Consider the following 22,773-nt stretch of genomic DNA (forward strand, 5'->3'; position numbering starts at 1 on the left):
CCGGACGGTCGTCCCCGGGCGGGTTCGCCGTGGCCGGCCACCCCGATCGGTCCGCCCCGGGCCGGTCAGCCCCGCACGGCGAAGGGCTCGGCCGGGTTGCGGAGCCCCTCGGCCGCGTCCGCGACCCGGCGCAGCAACTGGAGGAACTGGGCCTGCTCCGGCACCGAGAGCGGGGCGAGGAAGAGTGCCCGGAGGCCGTGCTGGCCGCGCTGCGGGCCCACTTCGGCCCGGCCGCGGGGCGGGGCATGGAGGTACGGCGGCAGGTGCTCGGCGACGCCCACGTGGACCGGGCCCAGGCGCGGCAGACGCCCTTCACCGCCCGTTTCCAGGACTTCGTCTCCCGCTACGCCTGGGGCGAGATCTGGACCGACCCGACGCTCAGCCGCCGCGAGCGCAGCATGATCACGCTGACCGCGCTGGTGGCGCACGGCCACGACGAGGAGCTGGCCATGCACGTCAGGGCGGCGCGCCGCAATGGGCTGACCCCCGAGGAGATCGGCGCGGTGCTGCTGCAGACGGCCGTGTACTGCGGGGTGCCCGCGGCCAACTCGGCGTTCGCGGCGGCCCAGCGGGTGCTGGCCCAGGAGAACGACGGCCGGCCGTGAGCGCGGTCAGACGAGGCCGGGGACGCCCTCCAGCTCGGCCAGTCCCTCGCGGGCCCGGGTGACCAGGCCGTCCGCCCCGCACGAACGGGCCAGGGTGAGGCCGCGGTTGAGTTCGGCGCCGGAGCGGGCGGCCAGGCCGTACTCGATGCGGGCGGCGGCGTGCTCGTACTGGCAGGGCGAGGCCTCCAGGTAGGTGACCGCCTAGGCGGCCAGGCGCACCTTGCGCGGGCCGGTCTCCAGGGCGGCGGCGCAGCGCAGGGCCTCGCCTATCGCGGTGTCGGTGCCGAACCGCTCGGCCTGGCGGCGGGCGTCGGCCGCGAGGCCGGCCGCGCGGGCCGGGTCCTGCCCGGCGAGGGCGAGCGCGAGGTCGACGGCCCAGGGCGCCAGGACCGGATTGTGGCCGCCGCGGGCCGTCGCCGCCTTCTCCGCCGCCTCCAGTTCGTTGATCCCGTCCTCGGTGCGGCCCACGGCGAGCAGCAGCCTGCCGCGCACGCAGTGGGTGTCGGGCAGCACGATCGTGGACGGGTAGGGCGGGGCGAAACCGTAGGTCTCGGCGGTCTCCCACGCCTCCTGGACGCGCCCGCGGGCCAGCAGCACGTCGACCAGCCCGCACGTCGCCGACCAGTACAACGGCAGTCCCCGCCCGACGCGTTCGGCGAGCCGCACCGACTCGCGCAGCACGCTCTCCGCGTCCTTCAGCCGGCCCTGGCGGCGGAAGGCGAGGCCGAGGAAGGCGTTGGCCAGCGCGAGGTGGCCGCCGCTCCAGCCGGCGGTGGTGTAGACGCGCAGGGCCTCGGCGAAGAGGTTCTCGGCGCGGTCGAGCCGGTCGGCGTAGGCATAGCAACTGCCGAGCATCATCAGCAGTTCCACGCCCCACTCGGTGTCGGTCCAGCCGAGCCCGGGCGCCAGCCGGCCGTTGACCAGGGCGCGGTCGCAGACCTGGGCGACCTCTTCCGCGTTCTCGCCGTGGGTCATGGCGTCGAAGCCGCGCAGGATGAGCAGGGCGCGCTCGGAGTTGTCCCGGCCGGTGCAGGTGGCGGCGAGCGCGGCGAGCCGCTCGGAGCGGGCCGGGGTGGCGCACTCGCCGGCGTGGATCCCCTCCCACATGTACTGAACGGCCCGCAGCCGCAGCCGGTCGGGCCCCTCCTCCAGCCGCGCGGCCTCGGCCTCGACCGTGCGCACGGCCTGGTCCAGCTGGTTGTTGTGGACCAGGGCCTGGGACAGGCGGAAGACGGCGTCGACGCGGGCGTGGCCGTCGAGGCCGGGCACGGCGAGCGCGCTGCGCAGGTGCTCGATGGTCGTGGCGGGCGCGGTCAGCAGGGTGGCGCAGCCCAGTTCGTAGAGCACACGCGCGCGGACCTCCGCACGCGGCGGCTCCTCCAGGGCGCGCTCCAGGCAGCGCCGGGCGGCGTCCGGCGCGCCGACGGCGAGGTGTTCGCGGGCGGCCTCGCGCAGTTGGTCGACGACGTCGGCGTCGTCGTCGGGGTGGACCTTGAGCAGATGGCGGGAGGCCGCCGCCGCGCCGAATCCGGAGTCGGCGACGATCTGGGCGGCGATGCCGTGCATGGCGGTGCGCAGCGCCTCGGGGATGGAGTTGTAGACGGCGGTGGCGATCAGCGGGTGGACGAACTCCAGGTCGCCGTCGCCGCGGCGGGAGGTCGCCGGGTCGGGCGTGGTCAGGATGCGGGCGCGGCGCAGGAGTTCGGCGCAGCCGACGGCCTCCTCGCGGCCCATGGTGGCGAGCCGGGCGACCAGGTCGACGGAGATGCCGGCGCCGAGGATGGCGGCGGCCCAGGCGAACCGGGTGGCGTTGATGCCGAGTTCCTCGAGCCGCTCGACGAGGCCGCCGCCGCGGGCCGAGCGGTTGAGTGCGCGCAGTTCGCCGGCCGAGCCCTCGGTGGGCTGCATCTCGCTGTCGCGCACCTTGGCGAGGAGTTCGACGGTGTCGTAGGGGTTGCCCGCGGTGACGGCCCACACCTCGCGGCAGAACGCGTCGTCGGCGTGCTCCCCGACGGTGGCGCGGGTGAGCCCCGCGGTGGCGGCCGGGGTGAGGGCGTTCAGGTCGGTGACGGAGCGGCCCGCGGCGGCGACCGCCTCCAGGTGGGCGGCGCACTCGCCGGCGGCCTCGCCGGGCCTGCGGGCCACCACGAGCAGCACGGACAGGTCGGCGGGCCGTTCGGCGAACGCCGCGAGCCAGCGCAGCGTCTCCTGGTCGGCCCAGTGGGCGTCGTCGACGAGCAGCACCAGCGGCCAGTCCCGCTCGGCGAGCCGGCGCACCGCGGCGACCAGACCGTCGCACACGCCCTGCGGGTCGGCCCGCCGCTCGCCGGGGTCGGCGATGCCGAGGGCGGGGCCGGCGATGTCGTACCAGTCGCCGAGGTACTCGCGGGCCTCCTCGGGGTGCAGCGACACCAGCGCGGGCTGCAGCAACTGCCGTACGACGTTGAAGGGGACGGACCGCAGGGTCTCGCCGCCGCGCGCCCACCACACGGTGCAGCCGCGCTCCTCCGCCATCCGGCGGGTCTGCGCGAGCAGCGCGGTCTTGCCGAGGCCGGCCTCGCCGGTGAACATCAGCAGGCCGCCCGAGGAGGAGCGGTCGGCGCACAGGTCGTCGACCGCCCGGGCGATCACGGCCAGTTCCTGCTCCCGCTCCCACAGGGAAGCCGAGGCGGCCGCCACCGGCCCTGCCTCCGTCATCCCGCTACCTCCCCGAGTCGCCCGAACGACGTACAGGGCGAGCGTAGCCCTCCGGACCGGCCGTGGGAGGGTCCTCGCGGCGAGTCTTGCCATCTCGGGTGACCTGCGGTAGACACCGCGCCACGCCGGACTCAACGGCCCCCCGTGCGGCCGGAGTCCGGTCGGCGGGGCATCCCTCTCATCCGGCTTTCACCGACGCCTCATACGGTGGGCACATGACGCAGGCGACTCCTCCCGGGTGGTACCCCGACCCCGGGCAGACAAGTGACGGTCCCGCCACCGAGCGCTGGTGGGACGGCAAGGCATGGACGGACCAGGTCCGTCCCTCGGGGCAGGCCTCCCCCTGGAGCGCCCCGGCGGGCACTCCGGCGAGTCCTCCGGCGGGTTCTCCCGCGGGCTCCCCGGCCTCGGCCGGGACGGCTCCGGCCCACCCGGCGTACTCCGCCCAGCCGGGGACCCCCGCCCAGCCCGGGACGCCCGCACAGCCGGGGGCTCCGACCCTGCCGGGCCATCCGGGCCACCCCGCCCATCCGGCGGCCGGTTCCGCCTACCCGGGAGGTCCCGCATTTCCCGGGGGACCCGCGTATCCCGGGGGCCCCGCCTACCCCGGCGGTCCCGCCCAGCCCGGCTACCCGGGGGCCCCGGAGTACCTGTCGGGGTATCCGGGGCAGCCGCAGGGCTCGGGCAAGCGGGGGCTGCGCACCGGCATAGCCGCGGCGGTGGCCGTCGCGGTGCTGGCGAGCATCGGCGTCGGCGTGTTCGTGCTGACCCGTGACGACGGCGACGACGCGAACCGCGCCGACTCCGCGCAGAGCCAGGACCGGGACCGCCCGGACGGGTCGGGCGGGCAGGAGGACGGGCCGTTCGGCGACCCGGGCGGCCCGGACGGCGGCGACGGGTCCGAGGAGGAGTCGCCCGACTCCGAGGACCCGGACACGGGGCCGCAGGTCGAGGGCGGCGGCACGGTCTCCGACGGGACCAACGGCATCAGCATCACGGTGCCGGACGGCTGGACCGGCACCTCCATGGCCATGGGCGCGCAGCTCAGCTCCGACGACACCTACGACTGCCCCGGCGACACCTCCAAGACCTGCACCAAGGGCGGCGCCTACTCGGCGCCCGCCGAGGCGCTGGGCGCGAAGGGCTCCACGGCCGAGGCGATCGCCAAGGGCGACATCGCCGCGAACGCCGAGGAGTCCTACGGCGGCACCACCTACGGCGCGATCACCTCGCACGAGGTGCTGGCCTCCAAGGCGGTGACGGTCGCCGGGCAGAAGGGCTACCTGGTCCGCTGGAAGGCGATCACCAGCAAGGGCGCCGACGGCTACGTCCAGTCGCTCGCGTTCCCGTCGCCGACGAACCCCGACCGGATGGTGCTGCTCCGCGTCGGTCTGGACGCCGACCAGAAGGTGTCCCTGATCGACGACATGGTCAAGGGCATCAAGACGTACTCCGGCGGCGGCAGCGGCCAGAACGTCTGACGCCCGCCGGCACGGTCCCCGGCCCGCTCGGTTCGGCCGGGTGGGACGCTCCCGCGCTCACGGAGGGTCCCACCCGGCCGGGGGTGCGCCGCCCCCGTCCCCACGGTGCGGCGCCGGCGGGCCGGCCGTCCGGTCATCCCTCGGACGACGGCCCACGTTCGGTACGGGCCGTCCGACTCACCCGGGTCGTGCGAGGCCCAGCGCCGGCAGTACGGCGGCCTCCACGAAGCGCAGCAGATAGTCCTCGTCGGCGTCCCTGCCCTCCAGCACGGGCCTCACCCGCACCATGGCGAGGATCTGCGCGGGAACGTACGGCAGCGCCGGGTGGTCGGCGGCGATCTCCCCGCGCTCCGCCCCGCGCCGCAGGATCCGCTCGATCTCGCCGACCTCGGGCTCCACCAGCGCCTCGCGCAGCGCCTGGGCGAGCTCCCGGTCCTCCAGCACCGCCAGCCCCAGCGCCTGGAGCAGCCGCGTGTCCCGGGCCGCCAGCTCGCCGGCCCGCCGCGCCGCCTCCCGCAGGTCCCCGGCCAGGCTGCCCGTGTCGATGCCCTCGAAGGTGGCCCGGCGGCGGGAGCGCAGGGCCGCCGCGACGAACTGCGGCTTGGTCCGCCACTGCCGGTACAGCGTGGACTTGCTGCACCGTGTGCTGGCGGCGATGCCGTCCATGGTGACGGCGTCGTAGCCGCACGCGCGGATTTGTTCGAGGACGGCGTCGAAGAACTCCTGCTCGCGCTCGCGCGTCAGCTTGGAGCGGCGCGAGGCGCCGACCGTCTCCGGTCGGTCCGCGGCCCGCGGCGTCATCGCTCCGTCCCCTCGCTCGCGTCCTGTGTCCCACGTCATCGATACGCCAGTGTACCGGTACACGAACGTATCGGTACACTCCCGTATCGGAACGAGTTCGTATCGGAACGAGGTCGTACCGGTACGCACCACCGTCAGCGAAGGGGCCGGGATGAATGCCCGCACCGATTCCGCGCGGCCACGCCTGATCCCCGAGTTCTTGCTGGTCGCAGGGCTCTTCCTGGTCTACAAGCTCGGCCGGCTGGCCGCCGTGGGCCAGCACGGCGAGGCCTACCGCAACGCACACCGCGTCTGGGACCTGGAGCGGGCACTGCGGCTGCCCGGCGAGGGCGCGGTGCAGTCGGCTCTGCTGCACGGCGACGCCCTGACGCACCTGGCGAACGCCTACTACGCCGCCGTCCACTTCCCGGCGACCGCCGCCTTGCTGGTCTGGCTGTACCTCCGGCGCCCCGGCCACTACCGCTGGGCCCGCCGCGCCCTGGCCGTCCTGACCGCCGCCGCGCTGGTGCTGCATCTCGTGTTCCCGCTGGCCCCGCCCCGGCTGCTCGCGGCGACGGGACTGGTGGACACGGCGCGGGTGTACGGGCCGTCGGTGTACGGCTCCCCGTCCGCGGACACGCTGTCGAACCAGTTCGCCGCGATGCCCTCGCTGCACTTCGGCTGGGCCCTCATGCTGGCGATCGGCCTGATCGTCGCCACCCGGTCGCGGTGGCGGTGGCTGTGGCTGCTGCATCCCCTGGTGACGCTGCTGGTGATCGTGGGGACGGCGAACCACTTCTGGCTCGACGCGGTGGCGGCGGCGCTGCTGCTGGGCGGGGCGCTGGCCGTGGTCGGCCCGCCGCGGCGCACGGCACGGGACACGACGGGCCGTGCGCGGACGGCCGTACCGGCGCGCCGACGGCCGCTTTCCGAGGCGGCGCTCTCGGGCCGGGCGCCTTCGGAAGCGGCGGTGTCCCCGGTGACGGTCACGGAGGCCGGGCGGTGAGCGCCACGGTCGTCGCCGTCGTGCTGTCGCTGTTCTCGGCGGTCGCGTACGCGTGCGCCGCGGTCGCCCAGGAGCGGCTGGCCGCCCGCACCGCCGGGACCGGGCTGCGGCGGGTGCTCGGGCGCGGCGCGTGGTGGCTGTCGGTGCTGCTCAACGCCGCCGGCGCGGTGCTGCACGTCGTCGCCCTGCGGTTCGGGCCGCTGACGGTGGTCCAGCCGCTGGGGGCGCTCACGCTGGTCGCGGCGGTGCCGATGGGGGCTCGGCTCGCGGGGCGGCGGGTCGGCGCGGTGGAGTGGCTCGGGACCGCGTTCACGCTCGCGGGGCTGGGGGCGCTGCTCGTCACGGCGTCCGCGCCGGCGCCCGAGGACGTGCTGACCGTGTCCGAGGCGCTGCTGGTCGCGGGTGCGGCCGCGGTGCTGGTCGGCGCGCTGGCCCGGCCCGGCGCTCGCCCCGCCCTGCGCCACGCCACCGCCTCGGGGCTGGCGTCCGGGGTCGGCTCGGCGCTGACCCAGACGGTGACGGTGGCCGCGACGGACGCGTCCGGCCCGGTGCCGAGCGGCGCGGTCGTCGTGGTGGCTGTGCTGGTGGCGGTGTTCGCGACGGGCGGCCTGCTGCTGGCGCAGACCGCCTACCGGGGCGGGCTCGGCGCGCCGCTCGCGATGGTGACCCTGACCAATCCACTGGCCGCCGCGGTGATCGGCGCCGCCCTGCTGGGCGAGCGGCTCCGGGGAGGACCGCCCGGGGTGCTGCTGGCCCTCACGGGAGCGGCGCTGGCCTCCTGGGGCGTCCTGCTGCTGTCCCGGGCGGCCCCGGATCCGCCCGCGCCCGCGTCACCGGACCCGGCGCCCGTACCGGTGGCGGCACCCGCCCGGGGGTCGACGGTCCGCAAGATGTCGTGCAGAGCCTGAAACTCCCCGACATCGGTCAGTCGCGGGGCGCCTGCGCGGTGGACCCGCGGACCACCAGCTCGGGTTCGAACAGCAGCTCGTCGGCCGGTACGGCGCTCCCGCCGATCTGCGCGTTGAGCAGCTCCACGACGGCCCGGCCCATGGCCTCGATGGGCTGGCGGACCGTGGTCAGGGGCGGCTCGGTGCAGGTCATGAAGGCGGAGTCGTCGTAGCCGACGACGGAGATGCGCCCCGGCACGTCCAGGCCCTTGCGACGCGCGGCCCGCACGGCGCCGAGGGCGAGCGGGTCACTGGCGCAGATCAGCCCGGTGACGCCGCGGTCGATGAGGCGGGACGCCGCCGCGTGCCCGCCCTCCAGGGAGAACATCGCCCGGGCGACGAACTCCTCGGGCAGCTCTCCGGCGATCGCGCGCGCGGCGTTCAGCTTGCGCGCCGAGGGCATGTGGTCGGCGGGTCCGAGCACCAGCCCGATCCGCTCGTGGCCGAGCGAGGCCAGATGGCGCCAGGCCTGCTCGACGGCGACCGCGTCGTCGCAGGACACCGCCGGGAAGCCGAGGTCCTCGATGGCCGCGTTGACCAGCACGACGGGGATGTGGCGTTCGGCGAGCAGCCGGTAGTGGTCGTGCGGGGCGTCGGCCTGGGCGTACAGACCGCCTGCGAAGACGACGCCGGAGACCTGCTGCTGCAGCAGCAGTTCCACGTAGTCGGCCTCGGAGACGCCGCCCTTGGTCTGGGTGCACAGCACCGGGGTGAGCCCGAGCTGGGCCAGCGCGCCGCCGATGACCTCGGCGAACGCGGGGAAGATGGGATTCTGCAGCTCGGGCAGGACCAGACCGACGAGGCGGGCGCGCTCGCCGCGCAGCAGGGTGGGCCGCTCGTAGCCGAGGACGTCCAGCGCGGACAGCACCGCCAGCCGGGTGGCCTCGGAGACCCCGGGCTTGTTGTTGAGCACCCGGCTGACCGTGGCCTCGCTGACCCCGACCTTCTTGGCCACTTCCGCAAGTCGTCGTGTCATGGGGCGCAAGCGTAGCGCAAATTACGCAAACAGCTTGCGTACAGGCGGTCGCAGCCGACGTCACGACATCCGAGCCGGCCCGGCCCGACCGTGGCGCCGCCGGCGACCTGAACGCCGACGGTGCCCGGTCGGTCAGGCCTCGGGGGCGGGAACCACGCTCAGGTGGCTCGCCGCGCGGCGGTCGGTGGAGCGGCGGCGCGGTGCGGGGGCCGGGCGGCGCGCCTCGCGCAGGACCATGGTCAGCCGCGTGTACCCGAGGTCCTGGAGGGTCTTGGGCGTATCCCCGACGAGACGGCACTCGGTGGGGCCGCGGCGCGGATCGGGGTGGAACAGGACGCGGACCGCGCCGTCGTGCTCGACGGCCGCCTCGCCGACGGTGCGGACCCAGTGCGGCAGCCCCTGGCGGAAGGCGGCCTCCATGATGGGGTCCTGGGCGATGTCCCGGCGGATCGCCTGGAGGGCGGGGTCGTGACCGTGGCGGTCCAGCGCGGCGGCGAACTGGGCCAGCATCGGCAGGCACCAGCCCGGCTCGTGCTCGCCCAGCACGCTCGCCGCGTCCGGGTGGAACAACACGAACCTGAGCAGGTTGTCGCCCGGCATCGCGGTCGGGTGCGGGCCGACTGTGCGGAACAGCGCGGCGTAGGCGCTGTTGGCCAGGACGACGTCCCAGCACCGGTCGAACACGACGGAGGGAAAGGGGACGGCCTCCAGCAGCGTCTCGTAGTCCTGGAGGTACGACTGGGCCTCGGGAGTCTCGGGGACGGACCGCAGTACGGCCCGCTGCCCTCCTGCCTGATGCGCCATCGGGAGGTCACCCCTCTTGCCTCTGCGGCCTTCTCGCGGCGCCCCGATCCTGGTGCCCCGCGGGGAGCGATGTCAACTATCGTGGCATTCGACGGCTGTTGACGGCTGAAATTGGCCACAGTTGTGGCGGGACCTGGATGTAAGTTCGAGGCACCCGCTACTCTCCGGGAAGTTCACACCCCCCACTCGTGAGAAGCGTGTGAGAGACGTAGGAGACGTGTCGGTGACCGATGGCTACGAGGTTTCGGACGCCACGGCGACGTCCGCGCTGCCGGCCGTCGTCGCCCGCGTCACCGCGCTCGCCGACCGGCTCGGCGTCCCGCACGCCGAGGTCTTCGACACCGCCCGGCTGTCCGTCGCCTGCGGCGTCCCCGAGCCCGTCGTCAAGGACCTGCTGAGCGGCCTTCCCGCGGGCGAGCCCGACGTGCAGGCGCGGTTCCTGCAACGCCTGGACCTGCTGCGCCGCACGCGGCTCAAGCCGAACGGGCGCAAGTACACGCAGCAGGAGATCGCCGACGGGGCGGGCATGTCCCGCCAGCAGGCCGGCGCCCTGATCAACGGCGACCGCCGGCCCACGATGGAGCACTGCGACGCCATCCAGCGGTTCTTCCGGGTGCACGCGGGTTTCCTGACCGCGGAGGACCCCGAGGCGCTCGCGGGCGCGCTCCAGCGCACCGAGCAGGAGTTGCTGCAGAAGCTCGCCGACCGTGAGCGGGCGGCGGCGCAGGCGGCCGACGACCCGCTGGAGCGGCTGCTCCAGGACCACGGCGTGCGCGGCATCGCCTGGCGCGCCGCCCAACTGCCCACCGACCAGCACCGCGACAAGGTCGCCGAGTGGCTGGACATGCTCCTGGAGAGCGTCAAGCGGCCCGAGTCGTGATCCTCGGGAGGACCGTGGCCTCGACAAGGACATGCGCCGCCTGTGCGGCGAATCGGTCGCGGCGCTGACGGCGCCGGCCCCGGCCCGGCCCGAGGACCTGTGAGGGGCGCTGCGCCGCGGCCGGCCGGCGGGCCGGACCGAGGCGTCGCCGGGGTGTCCGGGCCGAGAGCCGAAGCGCTGAAGCCGCCCTTCCCGACCCCGGAACCGTCGATGCCGTGCGGGAGTTCCCGCCCCGCTGCCCGCCGTTGCCGGCGTGACGCGCCCCGGAGGCGTTCTGGGCACCGGGATTGTCAGTGGGGGACGGCAAGCTGGTGGGTCGCGCCGTTCGCTGAGGCGGCGTCATGTCGCGACGTTCGGGAGACGACCATGCCCACAGCCCTGCCGACCGACCGGGAACGCACCGCCGTACAGGCGTATCTGCGGCTGCTGCACACCGTGCGGGCCTCGCTCGACAGCGCGCCGCCCCACGGCCCGCTGCCGCCCCTCGTGCCGCCCGGCGTGCTCGCCGAAGCGGAGCGGGCCCTGGCGGACGCCGGTCTCGCCGGGAACGAGGAAGAGTTCTTCCGGCTGCTGCACCACTGGTGCCCCGAGCCCTGACCGCGGCCGGTGCGGGTCAGTCGTGCGGCACCGCCACCGCCGTCGCGGCGAGCCCGCGGGCGACCGTCCAGCGGCCGTCGAAGGCGTCGATCCGCCGCCCGGCGACCACCGGCCCCGGCACGAGGAGCCGGGCCCGGAAGCGCCCCGACGCCGCGGCGGGGTCCGCCGCGATCTCGATGTCGGCCTCGGAGAAGTCCAGCCACAATCGCGTGAGGGGGAACCACGCCTTGTAGACGGACTCCTTGGCGCTGAACAGCAGACGGTCCCAGTGGACGTCGGGCCGGGCGGCGGCCAGCTCCGCCAGCCGGCCCCGTTCGCCCGGCAGCGAGACGGCGTCCAGCACGCCCTCGGGCAGCTCCGCGTGCGGTTCGGCGTCGATGCCGAGGGAGGCGAGGTCGTCGGCGCGGACCAGGGCGGCGGCGCTGTAGCCGTCGCAGTGCGTCATGCTGCCGGCGATGCCGTCGGGCCACTGCGGGGCGCCGCGCTCGCCGGGCAGCACCGCCTGCGGCGGCACGCCGAGCTTCGCCATGGCGCGCCGGGCGCACGCGCGCACCGCGGCGAACTCGCGGCGCCGCTTGGCGACGGCCTTGACGATCAGCTCCGCCTCCCGCGGATCGAGGGCGGCCTCCTCGCCCGGGTCGTAGCCGAAGGTCTCCACCGAGACCACCGACGGCGGCAGCAGTTCCTCGATCACCGGTCCGTGACCTCTCCGGGCAGGATGCGGCGCAATTGCCCCGGCGGCTGCGGGCGTTTGCGCCACTCGCGGGGATAGCCGACCGACACCTCTTCGAAGCGGACGCCGTCGTGCCAGGTGGTGCGCGGAATGTGCAGATGGCCGTAGACCATGGTCTCCACGCGGAACCGGCGGTGCCAGTCGGCGGTGAGCCGGGTGCCGCACCACATGGCGAACTCCGGGTACCACAGGATGTCGGTCGGGTGCCGGTCCAGCGGGTAGTGGTTGACCAGGACGGTCGGCAGGTCGGCGGGGATCGCGGCGAGCCGGCGCTCGGTCTCCTCGACGCGGGCGCGGCACCAGGCCTCGCGGCTGGGGTAGGGGTCGGGGTGCAGCAGGTACTCGTCGTTGCAGACGATCCCGGTGGAGTGGGCGTACGCGAGCCCTTCCTCCTTGGTGGCGCAGCCGGCCGGCAGGAAGGAGTAGTCGTACAGCAGGAACAGGGGCGCGACGGCGACCGGGCCGCCGGGACCCTCCCAGACGGGGTAGGGGTCCTCGGGGGTGAGCACGCCGAGTTCGCGGCACATGGCGACCAGGTGCTCGTAGCGGGCGACGCCGCGCAGGGTGACGGTGTCGGAGGGGTGGGTCCACAGCTCGTGGTTGCCGGGCGCCCACACCACGCGGCGGAAGCGGCTCGCGAGGGTCTCCAGCGCCCAGCGGACGGCGGAGACGGTCTCGGCGACGTCGCCGGCCACGAGCAGCCAGTCGTCGTCGGTGACGGGGCGCATCTTCTCGACCAGGTCGCGGTTCTCGGCGTACCCGATGTGCAGGTCGCTGATGGCCAGCAGCTGCCCGGCACCACCGGCCGTCGATGTCACGGTCGCCCCCTTCGACGTTCGACCGACTGTTGATCGATCGGGACCCACGACAGCACATGCGCGCCGCCCGCGGCAAGGGCCCGCCGGGACGGCCGGGGACCGGCAGAGGGGCGGCACGGGGGCGGGACGGGCGAGGACCCGCGCGAGACGGGGTACGGGCGGGGCGCGCGGTGCCAGGGCCACGGGTGGGTGTGCGCGGGAATTCCGTAACACGCGCGTTGCACGCGTCGGGCGCGGGAAGCCGTATGATCGCCCCGACACCACCGCCCCGGACTCCCTTCCACGGGAGCGGTTTGGTGTACCTCCAACCCACCCAGGCCGGGCCGGCCCTGCTCCGCCGTGCCCGCGACCCGTGAAAGGCGGCCTGCATGGTCTCTCGCGTACGCGTCTGGCTCAACCGCACGTACGCGGAGAACGTCTTCTTCATGGATCAGCTGCGGAGAAATCCCAGCGACCGCGCGGTCGAGATCCACGCCACGCACGGCGACCCGGACTCCCCCGTGCTCGCCGCCGCCGACACCGCCGAGCTGGAGCCGGAGGGCCTGTCCCCGGCCGCCTACGTCGAGTACGCGCTGGACCAGTGCGCGCGGCGTGGCATCGATGTCTTCGTGCCGCGGCTGCACCAGGCGGCGATCGTCGCGCACCGCGCGGAGTTCCAGGCGAACGGCACGGCGCTGCTGGCGCCGCCGCCCGAGGCCGTGGCCGTCTTCCACGACAAGGTGATCGCCTACGAGGCCGTGCAGGCGATCGGCGTCCCGGTGCCGCCGTGGTGGCGGGTGCGCGGCGCGGACGAACTGGTCGCCGCCGTCGAGGAGTTGGAGGCGGCCGGGCACAAGGCGTGCTTCAAGCCCGCGTCGGGTGCGGGCGGGGTCGGCTTCCGGGTGATCACCCGCGCGCCCTTCTCCCTGACGCAGCTGAGCGGGTTCCCCTCCCCGTACGTGCCGCTGGACCTGGTGCTGGAGGCGCTGAAGCAGACGGACGAGCCGGTCGACTGGCTGGTGATGCCGCGTCTGGAGCAGCCGGAGGTTTCCGTCGACTGCCTCACCGGCACGGACGACGTCGTCCGGCTGTCCGTGGGCCGGGTGAAGAACGGCCGCCGGCGCGCGTTCACACTGGACGAGCGGTGGCTGGAGCCGGCGCGGAGGATCGCGGAGGGCTTCGGGCTGCACTACCTGTCCAACATCCAGTTCCGGATGTTCGGCGACCGGCCCGTGCTCATGGACGTCAACACGCGCCCGGCCGGCGGGCTGCACCAGCTGTCGCTGTGCGGGATCAACGCCCCGTGGGCGGCGGTGCGGCTGGCGCTCGGCGACGATCCGGGGGTGATGGAGCCGCCGTTCCTGGGACAGGACTACACGGTGGTGTCGGCGGCCAGGCCGCTGGCGCCGGTGTCGCTGCCGCACCACGAGCCGCTGCCCGCGGTGCCCGCACCGGCGCCGGTGGACTCGGTCGGCGCGGTGTCGCTGCCGCTGTAGGTCCGGGCGGCGGCTCCCTGTCGGGGGCGGTGCGGACGCGGGCCGGGGGTCGCCAGGCAGGCGGATCCGCGCGCCCGTCGGGCACGGCAGGCCCGCGCCACAGGGGCAGCCGCCCCCGCTCAGGCCACCGCCACGGGCTCGGACGGCGGGCTCGATCGACGGCCGCGGGATCGTCCGCCGGGCGCGGGATCGTCCGCCGGGCGCGGGATCGTCCGCCGGGCGCGGGATCGTCCGCCGGGCGCGGGATCGTCCGCCGGGCGCGGGCGAGGACGGCCGGGCGCGCACTTCCCCGCGCCCCGTGCGGGGCACGGCAGGCCGGCGGTCTCCCGGTTCGCTAGTTCTTCGTGGGAGTCGGCCGGCGGAGATAGGCCAGCTCCGGGTGCACGGCCGTGTAGCCGTCGAGGAGCCGGCGGGCGACGGCGACGGAGTCGACGAGCGGGTGCAGCGCGAAGGCCTTCACGGCCGTCTCGCGGGAGCCGCTCCCGGCCGCGGACAGGACCTCCCGCTCGACCGCCTTGACCGCGCACACCAGCCCGGTGGCGTGGCCGGGCAGCGGGTCCACGGCGACGGGGTGCGCGCCGTTGGCGTCGACCAGGCAGGGCACCTCGATCACGGCCTCCGCGTCGAGCACCGACAGGGTGCCCCGGTTGCGCACGTTGAGGATGAGCGTGGTGCGCTCGTCGCGGGCGATGGCCCGCATCAGGGCGAGCGCCACCTTCTCGTACCCGCCTGACAGGTCGTCGGCCTCGCGCTCGCCGGCGCCCGCGGCCTCCCGGTTCTCGGCCATGTAGGTCGCCTCGCGCTCGGCGCGGGTGTGTTCCCAGGCGGCCAGCGCGGACACTCCGGGCCGGACCGCCCGTGCGTAGAAGCCGGCCTGCTGGTCGCGCAGGAACGCGCCGCGGGTCCGCTCGGCCTCCCGGTAGGCGCGTACGGTCTCCCGGTTGAAGTAGTAGTAGTGCAGGTACTCGTTGGGCACCGCGCCCAGGGACCTGATCCACTCGGGGCCGAACAGCCTGCCCTCCTCGAAGGAACCGAGCAGTTCGGGATCGGCGAGCAGGCGGGGCAGTTCGTCGCGGCCGGCGACGCGCAGTCCCCGCACCCAGCCGAGGTGGTTGAGGCCGACGTAGTCGATCCACGCCCGCCGCGGGTCGGCGCCGAGGACGCGGGCGATACGGCGCCCCAGGCCGACCGGCGAGTCGCAGATGCCGATGACGCGGTCACCCAGGTGGCGGGACATCGCCTCGGTGACCATGCCCGCCGGGTTGGTGAAGTTGATGACCCAGGCGTCGGGTGCGAGCCGGGCCACCCGCCGCGCGACGGCGTCGGCGACCGGCACGGTCCGCAGGCCGTAGGCGACGCCGCCCGCGCCGACCGTCTCCTGACCGAGCACACCCTCGGCGAGCGCCACCCGTTCGTCGTGCGCGCGCCCCTCCAGGCCGCCGACGCGGATCGCGGAGAACACGAAGTCCGCGCCGCGCAGGGCCTCGTCGAGGTCGGTGGTCGCGGTGACCTCGGGCGCGTCCGGCACTCCGGCGGCCCGCGCCTGCTCGGCGAGGACGCGGGCGACCGCGGACAGCCGCCCCCGGTCCACGTCGTGCAGGACGACACGGGTGACCCGTCCCTCGGCGCGGTCTGCCAGGAGCGCCCCGTACACGAGCGGGACGCGGAATCCGCCGCCGCCCAGAATCGTCAGCCTCACGCGGCCCATCATGTCACTCCCGTCGGCGGCCACCGGCCGGCCACCGGGGCACCCTCGGGTCTTCGGAGCGGCTTCATCCGACGGCCCGGGGAGCAGGGCATCGTCGGGCGGGTGAGCGACGCGAGAGAGGCCCTGCCGGTGCGGAACGGGGCGGTGCTGTACGGGCACGGGGAGGTCTCGGCGCCGGTGCGGCTGGAGCCGTACCGGCACGAAGGCGTCGTCGTCCGCAACGTCCAGCACTTCCGGGGACTCGACTGGCTGTCGGCCGCATGGGTGCTGTCCCCGGCCGGCGGGCCGGCGGAGGGCGGCGGGCCGGTGCTCACCGCGCCGGTCGGACTGCCCGTGCTGCGCCCCGGCGAGACGGCCCCGCTGCCCGTGCCGTTCGCGGCGCCGGGCGGGGGCGAGGCGTGGCTGACGCTGCGGGTGACGACGGCGCGGGACGAGCCGTGGGCGCCGCGCGGCACGGTGGTGTGCCTACCGCGCACAAGACTGCGGCCGTCGCCCGCCCCCTGTCCTCGGGTCGCCCCGGCTCCGGGGGCCGGCATCGAGGTGGACGCGGACGGGCTGCCGGTGCACCCCCTGCTGACGGCCGCTCCCACACTGTCGCTGCGGCGTAAGGACGGTCCCCTCGTCCCGGTCCGGCGGCGGCTCGTCTCCGTGCGCCGCGCGGGGGCGGCGGTGGGCGTGCTCGCGGAGTACGTCTACGAGGGCGGGCGCAACGGCGGGTTCGCGGTCCGGCACGAGCAGGTGTTCACGCGCGTGGAGGGCGGTCTGCGGGCCGAGGAGTCCGCCGAGTTGCCGGGGGCGGCGTCCGGGGTGACGTGGATGGGCGCCGCCCTCCTGCCGCCCCGCCCGGACGCCCACTCCCCCGCTGTCCTCCCGCCCGGCACCCACCGCTGGGGCTGGGTCCTGCGCCGTCTCTGACGGCCGCCCTCTTCCGGCCGGGTTCGCCACCCGAACTCCCCCTGCCGGTGAGGACTTTCTCGGCCGCACCCCTTGACGGGCGGGGAGGCCGAGAGCACATTGACCGCCAGCACTGCACTGAGAGCGCTCTCAGAAGCCCTGAACCCCGAGCCCTCGGGACCGTGGGAGCGCTCTCTCGCGCCTGCCCGCACCTTCCCCGAACGAGACGTACCCCGTACGAGACGTAGCGAGAACTCACCGAGACCTACCAGCCAGCGAGACGTACCGAGAGGCACCCCATGAGCGAAACCTCCGGCACACCCCACAGACGGCGCCGCCCCCTGCGGCGTGCGCTGGTCGCCGTCGTCAGCACGCTGGGACTGGCGGCGGTCGCCGCCACGGCCGTGTCGCCGTCCGCGACCGCCGCCGCGCCGCCGCCCCCGTCCGGCTGGACGCAGATCTTCGTCGACGACTTCAACGGCGCAGCCGGCACCGGCGTGAACACCGCCGACTGGCGTTACGCCACCGGCACGTCGTACCCGGGCGGCCCCGCCAACTGGGGCACCGGCGAGATCGAGACGATGACGTCGAGCACCAGCAACGTCTCCCTCGACGGCGCCGGCAATCTGCGCATCACCCCGCGCCGCGACGCGGCCGGCAAGTGGACCTCGGGCCGCATCGAGACCAACCGCGACGACTTCCAGCCGCCGGCCGGCGGCAAGCTGCGCGTGGAGGCCCGCATCCAGATGCCGAACGTCACGGGCGCCGCCGCCCGCGGCTACTGGCCGGCGTTCTGGATGCTCGGGACGCCGTTCCGCGGCAACTACTGGAACTGGCCCGGCGTCGGCGAGCTGGACATCCTGGAGAACGTCCAGGGCCTCAACACCGTGTGGGCCACGATGCACTGCGGCACCTCGCCCGGCGGTCCCTGCAACGAGACGACCGGCATCGGCGGTTCGACGCCGTGCCCGGGCTCCACGTGCCAGTCGGGCTTCCACACCTACTCCATGGAGTGGGACCGCTCCGCGAGCGTGGAGCAGATCCGCTTCTTCGTCGACGGCCAGAACTACCACACCGTGCGCGAGACCCAGGTCGACGCGACGACCTGGAACAACGCCACGAACCACGGCTTCTTCATCATCCTCAACGTGGCGATGGGCGGCGGCTTCGTGGACGCCTTCGGCGGCGGGCCCGACGCGGCCACCGTGCCCGGCCACCCGATGGTCGTCGACTACGTCCAGGTGCTGTCGTCCGGCGGGGGCGGCACCACCCCGCCGCCGACCGGCAACCGCGACGCGTACAGCGCCATCCAGGCCGAGTCCCACGACGCCCAGTCCGGGACGATGACCGAGGCCACGACGGACACCGGCGGCGGCCAGAACATCGGCGCGCTGGCGAACGGCGACTGGGCGCTCTACAAGGGCGTCAACTTCGGCTCCACGGCGGCCCGGCAGTTCGTGGCGCGCGTCGCGAGCGGCGCCGGCTCCGGCGTCAGCGGCCTGGTCGAGGTCCGCCTGGACAGCCGCTCCAACGCTCCGATCGGCAGTTTCGCGGTCGGGAACACCGGCGGCTGGCAGTCGTGGCGCACCGTGCCGGCGAACATCAGCGGCGTCACCGGCACGCACGACGTGTACCTCACCTTCAGCAGCGGCCAGCCGGCCGACTTCGTGAACGTGAACTGGTTCCACTTCGGGCGCTGACGCCCCGCGACGCCGCCCGCCCTCGCACAGACCGCCCGCCCCGCGCCCCGGCCCGTCGGCCGGGGCGCGGTCGCGTGGGGGGCCGTCAGTGGTGCCAGGCCTGCCCGCCCACGTTGTGGATCATCCGCTGGAGCACCTTCAGCGTGGTCAGGTACTCCTCGTCGGTGATGCCCGTGTGGCGTTCCGCGCGCAGGTCGTCCTGGAGGCGGTCCGCCTTGTCGAAGAAGGCACGGCCCTCGTCCGTGAGCGTGAGACGGCCCTCGGCGTCCTCGGCGGTCCAGCCGCGGGCGGCCGTCTCGTCGATCGCGGCCCGCACGCCGTCCGTGCCGGTGTCCAGGTAGCCCTTCAGCGTCGCGATCACCTCGGCGCGCGGCTTCGGGCCGCCCGCCCTCGCGACCTGCGCGAGCACCCACCACTGCGGCTGGGTGGCGCCTATGGCGGCGAGAGCGCCCCGGGTGCGGTCCACGACGGCGCGGTATGCGGCCCAGGTCCAGTAGCCGACGGGCTGCCGGACCAGTTCGGCGTCGCTGTGCGAGTACTCCACGGCGGTTCAACTCCGTTCCCGTTGTCTGTGCCGACGCTGCCTGTGCCGACCTGCGCACCGTAAAAGCTCAAGTGAAGTCGAGGTCAAGCCGCCCGGCATGACCGGGACTGTTCCGCGGTACCCGCCGGGGCGCGGGGCGAGGACCGGACCCTCGCCGCCCGGGACGCGGACCAACTGCCGGACCTCGCCGCCCGGGTGCGAGAGCAGGGCCGGACCCGCCGCCCGGCGAAAAGGTCAGACTTTTGGGGTTGAACGCGACGACTGGGCCGAACGGCGTTCGCCGCCGAGGCGCGGGCGGGTCCGGCGTGGTACCGCTTCGTAGGTGATGCACGCCTCATCGCAGCTCAGGGAATCACCGGCGAGTGCGCGTGGTTGATCCGAGCGCCAGAAAGAAGATGATCGCTATGACTTCAGCATCCGAACCCGCGGGAGCACTGAAACGCCTCGCCGACGAAGGCGTGTCGATCTGGCTGGACGACCTGTCGCGCAAGCGGATCTCCTCCGGCGGCCTCGCCGAACTCGTCGCGCACCGGCGGGTGGTGGGCGTCGCCACCGACCCGTCGGTCTTCCGGGGGGCCATCGGCTCCGGCGAGGACTACGAGGAGCAACTCGCCGAGGCGGCCGTGCGGGGCGTCACCCCCGACGAGGCCGTGCGCATGATCATCACGACCGACGCGCGCGCCGCCGCCGACGTCCTGCGGCCGGTGTACGAGGCGACCGGCGGCCGGGACGGCCGGGTCTGCGTGGCGGTCGATCCCCGGTTCGCCCACGACACGCGGGCGACCGTCGCCGAGGCCCGGCAGCTGGCCTGGCTGGTCGACCGCCCCAACGTGATGATCACCATTGCGGCGACCCGGGCGGGCCTGCCGGCCATCACCGAGGTCGTCGGGGCCGGCATCGGCGTCGACGCCGCGCTGATCTTCTCGCTGGAGCGCCACCGCGAGGTGATGCACGCCTACCTGGCCGGCCTGGAGCGGGCGCAGGCGTCGGGCCTGGACCTCTCGCGGATCCACTCGGTGGCGTCCTTCCCCGTCTCCCGCGTCGACGCCGAGGTCGACAAGCGGCTGACGCTGCTGGGCGCCGAGGAGTCGCCGGCGCTGCGGGGCCGGGCGGCGCTCGCCAACGCCCGGCTCGCCTACGCGGCGTACGAGGAGGTGTTCGCCGGCGAGCGGTGGCTCGCGCTGAGCGGCTCGCGTGCCAACAAGCAGCGCCCGCTGTGGGCCTCGACCGGCGTGAAGGACCCGGCGTACCGGGACACCCGGTACGTGACGGAACTCGTGGCGCCCGGCACGGTCAGCGCCGTGCCGGAGGCCACGCTGCACGCCGTGGCCGACCACGGCGTGGTCCACGGCGACACGGTGAGCGGCGGCTACGCGCAGGCCCGCGCCGATCTCGCGGCGGTGGAGCGGCTGGGGATCTCCTACGACGAGGTGGTGGGACGGTTGGAGGACGAGGGCGTCGCCGCGTTCCGGGCGGCCCGGCAGGACCTGCTGGACGCCGTGACGAAGACGATGAACGGCAAGGGGGTCGACGGGGAATGAGCAAGAAGCGTGTGCAGAAGAAGGCGGCCAAGGAGACCGGGGCAGCCTCGAAGACGAAGGCCACGGACGGGACCGCCACGAAGACGAAGGCCGCGGACGAAACCGCCACGAGGGCGAAGGCCGCGGTCGTCGCGCCGCCGGCCGGCTGGGACAACCCGTTGCGCGATCCGCGCGACCGGCGGCTGCCGCGCATCGCGGGGCCGTCGGGGCTGGTCATCTTCGGGGTGACCGGCGACCTGTCCCGCAAGAAGCTGATGCCGGCCGTGTACGACCTGGCCAACCGCGGGCTGCTGCCCCCGGGCTTCTCGCTGGTGGGCTTCGCCCGCCGGGACTGGGCGGACCAGGACTTCGCCCAGGTGGTGCACGACGCGGTGCGCGAGCACTCCCGGACGGAGTTCCGCGAGGAGGTCTGGCAGCAGCTCGCGGAGGGGATGCGGTTCATCCCCGGTGATTTCGACGACGACCGGGCGTTCAAGCAGCTGCGCTCGGCCGTGGACGAGTTGGACGCCTCCCGCGGCACCAGCGGCAACTACGCGTTCTACCTCTCCGTGCCGCCGAAGTTCTTCCCGAAGGTCGTGCAGCAGCTGCGCAAGCACGGGCTGGCCGACGCCCCGGAGGGCTCCTGGCGCCGCGCGGTCATCGAGAAGCCGTTCGGGCACGACCTGAAGTCGGCCGAGGAGCTGAACGCGATCGTGCACGAGGTGTTCGAGCCGGACCAGGTGTTCCGGATCGACCACTACCTCGGCAAGGAGACGGTCCAGAACATCCTGGCGCTGCGCTTCGCCAACACGATGTTCGAGCCGATCTGGAACCGGTCGTTCGTGGACCACGTGCAGATCACGATGGCCGAGGACATCGGCATCGGCGGCCGGGCCGGCTACTACGACGGCATCGGCTCCGCGCGCGACGTCATCCAGAACCACCTGCTCCAGCTGCTCGCGCTCACCGCCATGGAGGAACCCGCCGCCTTCGACGCCCCGTCGCTGCTGACGGAGAAGCTGAAGGTGCTCAAGGCGGTCAAGCTGCCCGAGGACCTCGGTCTGCACACGGTGCGCGCGCAGTACGCGGCCGGCTGGCAGGGCGGCGCGAAGGTGCCCGGTTACCTGGAGGAGGAGGGCATCGACCCGGCGTCCACGACGGACACGTACGCCGCGATCCGGCTGAACGTCGACAACCGCCGCTGGGCGGGCGTCCCCTTCTACCTGCGCACCGGCAAGCGGCTCGGCCGGCGCGTGACGGAGATCGCGGTCGTCTTCCAGCGCGCCCCGCACTCCCCCTTCGACTCCACGGCCACCGAGGAGCTGGGCCAGAACGCCATCGTGATCCGGGTCCAGCCGGACGAGGGCATGACGGTCCGGTTCGGGGCCAAGGTGCCTGGCACCTCGATGGAGATCCGGGACGTGACCATGGACTTCGCGTACGGCGAGTCCTTCACGGAGTCCAGCCCGGAGGCGTACGAGCGGCTGATCCTGGACGTGCTGCTGGGCGACGCCAACCTGTTCCCCCGTCACCAGGAGGTGGAAGAGTCCTGGCGGATCCTCGACCCGATCGAGGAGTACTGGGCGGCGCACGGCCGGCCGGCGCAGTACGCGTCGGGCAGCTGGGGCCCCGTGGAAGCCGACGAGATGCTCGCACGAGACGGACGGAGCTGGCGCAGGCCATGAAGATCGACCTGACCGACACCACGGCAAGCAAGATCAACAAGGCGTTGGTGCAGGGTCGCCGCGCCATCGGCACACCCGCCGTGGGCATGGTCCTGACGATGGTGATCGTCACGGACGAGGAGAACGCCTACGACTCGATCAAGGCGGCCGAGCAGGCCTCGCACGAGCACCCCTCGCGCACCCTGGTCGTCATCAAGCGGCACGCCCGCACCCCGCGCGAGCGCACCCACTCCCGGCTGGACGCCGAGGTGCGGGTCGGCTCCGAGGCCGGCACCGGCGAGACGGTCGTCCTGCGGACGTACGGCGAGGTGTCCGGCCACGCCGACTCCGTGGTGCTGCCGCTGCTGCTGCCGGACGCGCCGGTCGTCGTGTGGTGGCCGGTGGACGCCCCCGAGGTGCCGGCGAAGGACCCGCTGGGCGCCCTCGCCCAGCGCCGGATCACCGACATGTACGCCGTCGAGGACCCGCTGGCCGCGCTGGAGGCTCGCGCCCGCTCGTACGCGCCCGGCGACACCGATCTGGCCTGGACCCGGCTGACGCCCTGGCGTTCGATGCTGGCCGCCGCCCTCGACCAGGCCAGGGCGCGGATCACCTCGGCGGCCGTGGAGAGCGAGGCGGACAACCCCAGCGCCGAGCTGCTCGCCCGCTGGCTGGAGGCCCGGCTGCACGTGCCCGTGGACCGGGTGGAGACCGCGGGGCCGGTGGTCACCGGCGTCCGGCTGGGCACCGGCGACGGCGAGATCGTCATCGACCGCCCCGAGGGCCCGCTGGCCACGCTCTCCCTGCCGGGGCAGCCGCCGCGCACGCTCGCCCTGAAGGTCCGCCCGACCTCCGCGCTCATCGCCGAGGAGCTGCGACGCCTCGACGCCGACGAGATGTACGCCGTCGCCCTGCGGGGCGAGGCCGCCGAGGAGACCGTCTGA

Annotated in this window: 18 protein-coding genes and 3 pseudogenes; 12 read left to right on the forward strand and 9 right to left on the reverse strand. The window is 74.4% G+C overall.

Translation table 11 applies throughout. From position 1 onward, the window contains the following. Positions 1-65: 65 nt before the first annotated feature. A pseudogene (locus tag ACZ6KF_RS24520) lies at positions 66-194 on the reverse strand (MarR family winged helix-turn-helix transcriptional regulator); the annotation flags it as partial. Here ACZ6KF_RS24520 and pcaC point away from each other — a divergent pair. Continuing rightward, a pseudogene (pcaC, locus tag ACZ6KF_RS24525) lies at positions 183-605 on the forward strand (4-carboxymuconolactone decarboxylase); the annotation flags it as partial. The pseudogenes ACZ6KF_RS24520 and pcaC overlap by 12 nt on opposite strands. Before the next feature lie 6 nt (positions 606-611). Here the strand turns inward: pcaC and ACZ6KF_RS24530 are convergent. Further along, positions 612-3,302, reverse strand: a pseudogene (locus ACZ6KF_RS24530) (ATP-binding protein). Positions 3,303-3,517: 215 nt separating this feature from the next. On the opposite strand from ACZ6KF_RS24530, the gene ACZ6KF_RS24535 reads away from it, so the two are divergent. Continuing rightward, the gene (locus tag ACZ6KF_RS24535) at positions 3,518-4,783 is read left to right on the forward strand and encodes a DUF2510 domain-containing protein (protein ID WP_469240334.1); all 1,266 of its coding nucleotides are present in this window, start codon (positions 3,518-3,520) and stop codon (positions 4,781-4,783) included. Positions 4,784-4,960: 177 nt separating this feature from the next. Here the strand turns inward: ACZ6KF_RS24535 and ACZ6KF_RS24540 are convergent, their stop codons facing one another. Further along, on the reverse strand, positions 4,961-5,584 hold the full coding sequence (locus tag ACZ6KF_RS24540; protein ID WP_356634255.1) for a TetR/AcrR family transcriptional regulator: 624 nt from the start codon (positions 5,582-5,584) through the stop codon (positions 4,961-4,963). Between the two features lie 151 nt (positions 5,585-5,735). Between ACZ6KF_RS24540 and ACZ6KF_RS24545 the strand changes: the two genes are divergently transcribed. Further along, positions 5,736-6,569, forward strand: a complete 834-nt coding sequence (locus ACZ6KF_RS24545) for a phosphatase PAP2 family protein (protein WP_469240336.1) — start codon at positions 5,736-5,738, stop codon at positions 6,567-6,569. Beyond that, positions 6,566-7,477 carry a DMT family transporter gene (locus ACZ6KF_RS24550; protein ID WP_356634203.1) on the forward strand — a complete coding sequence of 304 codons (912 nt, stop codon included), beginning with the start codon at positions 6,566-6,568 and terminating at the stop codon, positions 7,475-7,477. The genes ACZ6KF_RS24545 and ACZ6KF_RS24550 overlap by 4 nt, the downstream gene beginning before the upstream one ends. A gap of 16 nt (positions 7,478-7,493) precedes the next feature. Here the strand turns inward: ACZ6KF_RS24550 and ACZ6KF_RS24555 are convergent, their stop codons facing one another. Then, positions 7,494-8,492 (reverse strand): LacI family DNA-binding transcriptional regulator, encoded by a 999-nt coding sequence (locus tag ACZ6KF_RS24555; protein WP_356634205.1) that lies wholly within the window; start codon positions 8,490-8,492, stop codon positions 7,494-7,496. Positions 8,493-8,624: 132 nt separating this feature from the next. Then, positions 8,625-9,296, reverse strand: coding sequence for an MmyB family transcriptional regulator (locus tag ACZ6KF_RS24560; protein WP_469240361.1), 672 nt, complete (start codon positions 9,294-9,296; stop codon positions 8,625-8,627). Between the two features lie 223 nt (positions 9,297-9,519). Here ACZ6KF_RS24560 and ACZ6KF_RS24565 point away from each other — a divergent pair, with 223 nt between their 5' ends. After that, complete coding sequence (locus ACZ6KF_RS24565; RefSeq protein WP_356634257.1) at positions 9,520-10,176, forward strand: helix-turn-helix domain-containing protein; 657 nt, start codon at positions 9,520-9,522, stop codon at positions 10,174-10,176. A 366-nt stretch (positions 10,177-10,542) separates the two neighbouring features. Continuing rightward, positions 10,543-10,773 (forward strand): hypothetical protein, encoded by a 231-nt coding sequence (locus tag ACZ6KF_RS24570; protein WP_356634209.1) that lies wholly within the window; start codon positions 10,543-10,545, stop codon positions 10,771-10,773. Between the two features lie 16 nt (positions 10,774-10,789). On the opposite strand, the gene ACZ6KF_RS24575 is transcribed toward ACZ6KF_RS24570, so the two are convergent. Then, positions 10,790-11,467, reverse strand: coding sequence for a 4'-phosphopantetheinyl transferase family protein (locus tag ACZ6KF_RS24575; protein WP_356634211.1), 678 nt, complete (start codon positions 11,465-11,467; stop codon positions 10,790-10,792). Continuing rightward, positions 11,464-12,324 carry a metallophosphoesterase family protein gene (locus ACZ6KF_RS24580; protein ID WP_469159717.1) on the reverse strand — a complete coding sequence of 287 codons (861 nt, stop codon included), beginning with the start codon at positions 12,322-12,324 and terminating at the stop codon, positions 11,464-11,466. The genes ACZ6KF_RS24575 and ACZ6KF_RS24580 overlap by 4 nt, the downstream gene beginning before the upstream one ends. 368 nt (positions 12,325-12,692) lie before the next feature. On the opposite strand from ACZ6KF_RS24580, the gene ACZ6KF_RS24585 reads away from it, so the two are divergent. Next, positions 12,693-13,799, forward strand: a complete 1,107-nt coding sequence (locus ACZ6KF_RS24585) for an ATP-grasp domain-containing protein (protein WP_356634215.1) — start codon at positions 12,693-12,695, stop codon at positions 13,797-13,799. Positions 13,800-14,133: 334 nt separating this feature from the next. Here ACZ6KF_RS24585 and ACZ6KF_RS24590 read toward each other — a convergent pair whose 3' ends face one another. Next, complete coding sequence (locus tag ACZ6KF_RS24590; protein WP_356634217.1) at positions 14,134-15,498, reverse strand: 6-phospho-beta-glucosidase; 1,365 nt, start codon at positions 15,496-15,498, stop codon at positions 14,134-14,136. Positions 15,499-15,609: 111 nt separating this feature from the next. On the opposite strand from ACZ6KF_RS24590, the gene ACZ6KF_RS24595 reads away from it, so the two are divergent. Both ACZ6KF_RS24595 and ACZ6KF_RS24600 read left to right on the forward strand, forming a co-directional pair. Then, on the forward strand, positions 15,610-16,422 hold the full coding sequence (locus tag ACZ6KF_RS24595; RefSeq protein ID WP_469159719.1) for a DUF4981 domain-containing protein: 813 nt from the start codon (positions 15,610-15,612) through the stop codon (positions 16,420-16,422). A gap of 278 nt (positions 16,423-16,700) precedes the next feature. Further along, entirely contained in the window at positions 16,701-18,101 is a 1,401-nt protein-coding gene (locus tag ACZ6KF_RS24600) for a glycoside hydrolase family 16 protein (RefSeq protein WP_469240362.1), read from the forward strand. Between the two features lie 85 nt (positions 18,102-18,186). On the opposite strand, the gene ACZ6KF_RS24605 is transcribed toward ACZ6KF_RS24600, so the two are convergent. Then, entirely contained in the window at positions 18,187-18,645 is a 459-nt protein-coding gene (locus ACZ6KF_RS24605; protein ID WP_469240363.1) for a MarR family winged helix-turn-helix transcriptional regulator, read from the reverse strand. Between the two features lie 395 nt (positions 18,646-19,040). Here ACZ6KF_RS24605 and tal point away from each other — a divergent pair, with 395 nt between their 5' ends. From tal to opcA, 3 genes are read left to right on the forward strand one after another with little or no spacing between them, the layout of a single operon-like run. After that, positions 19,041-20,186, forward strand: coding sequence for a transaldolase (tal, locus tag ACZ6KF_RS24610; protein ID WP_356634225.1), 1,146 nt, complete (start codon positions 19,041-19,043; stop codon positions 20,184-20,186). Further along, positions 20,183-21,850 (forward strand): glucose-6-phosphate dehydrogenase, encoded by a 1,668-nt coding sequence (zwf, locus tag ACZ6KF_RS24615; RefSeq protein ID WP_469240364.1) that lies wholly within the window; start codon positions 20,183-20,185, stop codon positions 21,848-21,850. The genes tal and zwf overlap by 4 nt, the downstream gene beginning before the upstream one ends. Next, the gene (gene opcA, locus ACZ6KF_RS24620) at positions 21,847-22,773 is read left to right on the forward strand and encodes a glucose-6-phosphate dehydrogenase assembly protein OpcA (RefSeq protein ID WP_356634229.1); all 927 of its coding nucleotides are present in this window, start codon (positions 21,847-21,849) and stop codon (positions 22,771-22,773) included. Before zwf ends, opcA begins: the two co-directional genes overlap by 4 nt.

The sequence above is a fragment of the Streptomyces sp. NPDC046379 genome (genome assembly GCF_055587785.1).